4 protein-coding genes and 1 pseudogene are annotated in these 5,577 nt (G+C 49.3%); 3 read left to right on the forward strand and 2 right to left on the reverse strand.

Features of this window, described 5'->3' with window-relative positions:
* From BLT02_RS17510 to BLT02_RS06640, 3 genes and pseudogenes are all read left to right on the forward strand, one after another.
* Positions 1-288 (forward strand): annotated as a pseudogene (locus tag BLT02_RS17510) (hypothetical protein); the annotation flags it as partial.
* A 380-nt stretch (positions 289-668) separates the two neighbouring features.
* Entirely contained in the window at positions 669-1,445 is a 777-nt protein-coding gene (locus BLT02_RS06635) for an SDR family NAD(P)-dependent oxidoreductase (protein WP_092992819.1), read from the forward strand.
* A 242-nt stretch (positions 1,446-1,687) separates the two neighbouring features.
* Entirely contained in the window at positions 1,688-2,722 is a 1,035-nt protein-coding gene (locus BLT02_RS06640; protein ID WP_092992821.1) for an aldo/keto reductase, read from the forward strand.
* Between the two features lie 286 nt (positions 2,723-3,008).
* On the opposite strand, the gene BLT02_RS06645 is transcribed toward BLT02_RS06640, so the two are convergent.
* Both BLT02_RS06645 and BLT02_RS06650 read right to left on the reverse strand, forming a co-directional pair.
* Positions 3,009-3,332 (reverse strand): hypothetical protein, encoded by a 324-nt coding sequence (locus tag BLT02_RS06645; RefSeq protein ID WP_092992823.1) that lies wholly within the window; start codon positions 3,330-3,332, stop codon positions 3,009-3,011.
* Positions 3,333-3,631: 299 nt separating this feature from the next.
* A partial coding sequence (locus BLT02_RS06650) for a DUF6591 domain-containing protein (RefSeq protein ID WP_207649392.1) occupies positions 3,632-5,577 on the reverse strand: 1,946 nt, incomplete at its 5' end.

Raw genomic sequence — 5,577 nt, forward strand, 5'->3', positions numbered from 1 at the left:
CACTCCCTGAAAAGAGATTTCCTCTTTCAGGAGATTTATGCCAAGCTGACCTTATATAATTTTTCCTCATTTGTCGCATCCACTGTTGGGGATATTAAGAAAAAAACAAAAAAATACACCTATGTACTGAACCATTCTCAAACACAAAAGAGTTGCATCCGTTTTTTAAACGGCAGGGTAGAGGATATTGCAGACGTGATATGCAGATATCTGGTACCAATCCGACCGGGTCGTAAATTCAAAAGAACTCTGCGACGCCAGTCGGCTGATACACTAAACTACCGATAAACTCAAAACAAATAAACACCTTTCAGTAGGCAGTCTCCCCAGACTGTCTGTTTGCCTTTTCCAAAAATAATGATTTTTGGCCGTAAACCCGAGAACTGACTGTGTTCCGTTTGAATTTACCTTATCCTGAATAATACACTAATTCTTTCTGTTTTTATACCTTAATGTCATTGGGACCGTCCCTTTGTGCTCCCTTTCTGACAATCGGGAAACAGGGGGACAGACACGAAAGAATCGTCCCTTTGTCTCCGTCCCTTTGTGCTCCCTTTGTGCGCTAAGGCCTGTGAAGCTTGCCCGGATTTGACGGCTCTCCCCACGTGGAATAGAATAAAAAAGCAATGAGAGAGCAAGTGCAAAAAGGGAGCGAGAAGGAGGTGTATATGAACATCTTAAACGGGCAGAATCTGTTTGACGTATCTGGAAAGACGGTATTGGTCACTGGCGCTGCGACGGGACTTGGAGAGGGGTACGCGCATATCTTCGCGGAATCCGGCTGCAATGTCGCCTGCGCAGATATTCAGTTTGAGAAAGTGCAGGAGACAGCAGCGGATATCCGGAGCCAGGGATACGAGGCACAGGCTTTTGAGGTGGATGTCACGAAGCAGGAGAGCATCCAGACCATGGCGAAGAAGGTTCTTGAGACTTACGGGCGGATCGATGTCCTCGTAAACAATGCAGGAGTTGAACATATCGAGCCTTTCACGGAAGTGAGTGAAGAACACTATGACTTTATCACTTCTGTCAACCAGAAGGGCGTTTTTTTCACAGCTCAGGAGATTGCGAAGATCATGAAAGAGCAGGGCGGCGGCAAGATCATCAATATCGGATCTCTTGGAAGCTATATAGGCCTTGCGGAATCCAGCGTCTACTGCACGACCAAGGGCGGAGTGATCCAGATGTCCAAGACCATGTCGATCGAGCTGGGGCAGTACAACATTCAGGTCAACTGTGTTGCGCCCGGCTATTTCATCACCCCCATGACCCAGCCGTTTTATGACGATCCGGAGCACAGGGCTTGGATCGAGAGCCGGATCCCCCTGCACATCTGGGGAACCGTAAGGGACCTCGCCGGTCCCATGCTGTTTCTCGCTTCCGATGCCAGCAACTATGTCACCGGAGCCACCATTAAAGTGGACGGAGGCTGGCTGGCAAGCTGAAGGGCGGTTTTTTAGCAAAAGAAAACATCACGGGGAAATCACGGGGACGGTTCTTTTGTGTCTGTCCCCTTGTTTCTGATACTGACAGTTTGAAAACAGGGGGACAGACACGAAAGGACCGTCCCTTTGCGCTCCCTTTGCGCTCCCTCAGTCCGCTTTATTGAATTTCCGTTGTCAGATATATGCCCATACACTATAATCTGTAATTAAAAGATCATCAGTTTGTAAATGGGAGGCAGTTTATGAAAAATATTCGTCTCGGGAAAACGGGTATCATTATTCCTCAAAATGGTTTTGGGGCACTTCCCATCCAGAGAGTGGAAAAAGAGGCTGCTGTCCGGATCCTTCGCAGGGCTTACAGCGGGGGGATGCGGTTTTTTGACACGGCCAGGGCCTACTCGGACAGTGAAGAGAAGCTGGGGGAGGCTTTCGGAACAGGCTTTGTCCGCCGGGAAGAGATCGTCATCGCTACCAAATCACATTCGAAAACCCCGGAAGAACTCAGAAAGGATCTGGATACTTCCCTTCGTTTGCTGAAGACGGATTATATTGACATTTACCAGCTTCATAATGTCCCGGAGTGCTACAGACCCGGGGACGGTACCGGGCTGTATGAATGTATGCAGGAGGCAAAAGCACAGGGAAAGATTCGTCATATCGGTATCACTACCCATAAGCTGGAGGTCGCGAGGGAGATCATCAGGAGCGGTCTCTACGAGACCTTGCAGTACCCTTTCAGTTATCTAAGCACGGACAAAGAGTCTGCCATGATGCAGGAATGTCTTGCCGCGGATATGGGTTTTATCTGCATGAAGGGACTGGCCGGCGGACTGATCACGCGGTCCGATGCCGCCATGGCCTTCGTCAGCCAGTATGACATCCTTCCAATCTGGGGAATCCAGCGCGAGACAGAACTGGACGAGTGGCTTTCCTACATGGAAGAAACCCCTCAGCCTGTCCCTGAAATGCGCGGCTTCCTTGAGAAAGAACGCAGGGAACTGGGCGGCGAATTCTGCCGTGGCTGCGGTTACTGCATGCCTTGTACTGTCGGCATCCAGATCAACAACTGCAACCGCATGATCCTGATGCTGCAGCGAGCCCCTTCCCGGGACTGGCTGTCAGAGACCTGGCAGGAAAACATGAAAAAGATCGAGGACTGTATTGATTGCGGTAAGTGCATGGAAAAATGTCCCTATGAATTGCACATCCCGGAGCTTCTCCGCAAAAATTACGAGGATTATAAAAAGGTTCTCGCAGGTGAAATTACCGTTTCGTAGTTTTTGATTGATGCAGGCAATGATCCTGTCTGCGTTGAGTGTTTTAGGAAAGACTGTCCGAAAACAAATGGGAAACAGGGGACTGTTAACCTGACATTGGATCTGTAGAAAATAGATTTGAAGAAAATAGATTTGTAGACAAATAGAATTGCAGACAAATGGACCTGTAGAAAATAGATCTGTAGAAAATAGATCTGTAGAAAATAGATTTGCAGACAAATGGATCTGTAGACAAATGGAACTGTAGGCAAATGGACCAGGGGGCAGTCCCTGGTCCAAAATGAAATCATTCTTCAAAAATGTAATAACTGCCGGTCTTTTCGTCATAATAGACGTTGCCCACTCTCTTTGATCCTTCGGGGATCTGCTCCACATTGGAAAGATCCTCTTCATCGAGAGAGACTGCACCTGATCCGCTTCCGTATCCGGCTGCGTTCTGGTCCAGGGGAACGTTCCAGCGCAGGACCAGGGCCAGCATGATCCCTACAGCAAGAACGAGCATGACATCGGATAGATTGAGCAGGGAATCCATAGGATTTGAAAAATCAGGATCGGAGCTGAGCAGGACGGTTCTGCGGCGGCCGCCGTTTCTTCTTTCACGGGTAGTCATTTATGTCTTCCTCTTCATTTATCAATCAACTCGTAAATAATATACCTATAAATGCACGTATAGAATAACACGATGCTGCGTTTTTCTTTTTCATGCCATGACGAAAAACGCAGCGCTTTTATTTATGGAATCTGGTTTTATGGAATCTGGTTTCTGTAATGGAATCTGATTTCCGTATCTGCAAAGCTCAGAACTGTCAGTGCAGGCTGCGGATAAAACATCCTCCATTTTACAAATGCTCGCGCAAGTACAGATACCGCTGCAAAGACTCCAGCCAGGGCGGTGGCTGTCCGGGTTTCCTATCCGGGAAGAGTTATCCTGGATTCCTGGGAATGAGCATTCCGGGAATTTCTACCGGAAATTGGAAAGCTCCCTGCGCCCTGCATCTCTTTCCCGTATTGCCCGGTCTGAATCATTATGCCGGATCTGACGAGGAGAGGATTGCCAGGGCTGCCTCTTAGAGCAGCCTCCAGTTTCCTGGCAGCGGGGCCGGAAAGAATATAGGAGTTGCCTGTGCTGTCCGCCGGGAGGAGTGAATTGATGCTTTGCCCGAGTACCTGCGCATATTGTTTCCTGCCCTGTGCGTCCGCATTCCCTGAAGCAAGTATTCTGCCATCTGCAGGAATAAGGGGGAGGTTGTCCACGCTCTTTTTGTCAGATCCTTTTACCAGAACTTCTCCGGGCTCTCTCGCGGCCGGTTCTGATTTAGAATAATCCTTTTTTGATACATCGTTTTTTGATTCATCGCTTTTTGACGTGGCGCTTTTTGATGCCTCGTTTTTTGATCCAAAAGTATTGTTAAAATCTGCCTGTCCCGATTCAGTGAGATCAGGATCATCAGTACTTTTAGGAGTATAGGGAGTTTCAGAATCAGATTCTTCAGGGATTAATAAACCTTGATCGTCCAGAATATATTCGCTGTATCCATCGGGGGGATTCTGGAGAGAGTTATCTTCTATGAGGCTGTCAGTTTCTTCGTTCAGACTATCATAAGCCAGTTCATCCATCTCTCCGTTATTCTCTTCTGCTGCCTCACTATCGAATTGATTACTGGTGCCGCCGTCCGGCTGTCCGCCGGTTCTCGCATCCTGTTGATCTATGGTCTCTTCATACGACTGATCTGCAGGATGATCGCCGGCTCCGGGATTTTCATATCCAGAGGTCCCGGTATTTTCACCGGGGGTCTTATCTGCCCCATCCGGATCCGCTGTACCATTCAGATCATCTGTGTCGTCTGTTTTAGCCGTCTCATCCGGATTCTCTGTTCCGTCTGGTCCATCTGTTTCTTCCGTCTCATCCGCCCCGGAAGAATCGGGATCAGGGGAGTCAGGCTCCCCAGGTAGGCCGGAGCCGTCTTCACCTTCCCCGCCGCCTGCAAGGGAATCTCCCAGCCCCCGGGAACTCCATTTTTGTTCAGGATCAAAAAGAATCAGGTCCACCATGTTTCCACCAGAATAGGAAATCGTGAGCCGTATCCCGTCCTCATCCGTCGCGGTATATTCCCTTTCTGTCTCGCTGATATTCTGGTCGAAACCTGCCTCACGGCATGCTTCGACATATTCCCGCCAGGTTTCCAGGGACATCTGCCCCAGGGATGCCCTCAGGAAGATTTCCGGATCTCCGCCGGCGCCGCCGACTGAGGTCGGCGGCTGCGGAATCAGAAGCCCGAGAGCATGATCCGGCCAGTTCAGAGTGCCCAGCTGGACTGGAGCTTTAATCCGGATCGACAGATGGCTGGGGAAATCATCTTCCGGGTCATTAAAGCTGTAATAGTCTACAGTGATTTTATATCCGTCGATGTCAAAGGCCGAGAAGCCTGCGGAATAGAAATCCCCTTCACGGGAGGAATGTGTCTCTTCTTCGAAGGTAAAGCCATACTCTTTACAGGAAAGAATGTATGTCTCATAGTCCTCTTCAGTTGCTTTCACTGTTCCCATGAAGTCGTTCTCCATGCAGATGTTGACTTCCAGGCTGTCCATGTCAAAGTCCGGTCTGGGTATGCGGGCGGTGATCCCGTCTTCAGGCCATGTTGTCGGCCATTCGTCACCCGGATTCTCTTCATATTCTTCCTTGTATTCATCTGAGGGATCCGTCTCATCAGTCCCGTTTTCATCAAAGACCTTGCTGTCAGGGGTTTCGCCGGGGGTGCAGCCCTCCGGAGAAAGGTCTTCGCCGGGAGTTCCGTCTTCTATATTCAGATCCTCTTCGACGGCCAGGCTTTCTCTATCGGCCAGATTTTCTTCGA

Source organism: Sarcina sp. DSM 11001 (assembly GCF_900101015.1).
Classification (GTDB): domain Bacteria; phylum Bacillota; class Clostridia; order Lachnospirales; family Lachnospiraceae; genus CAG-791.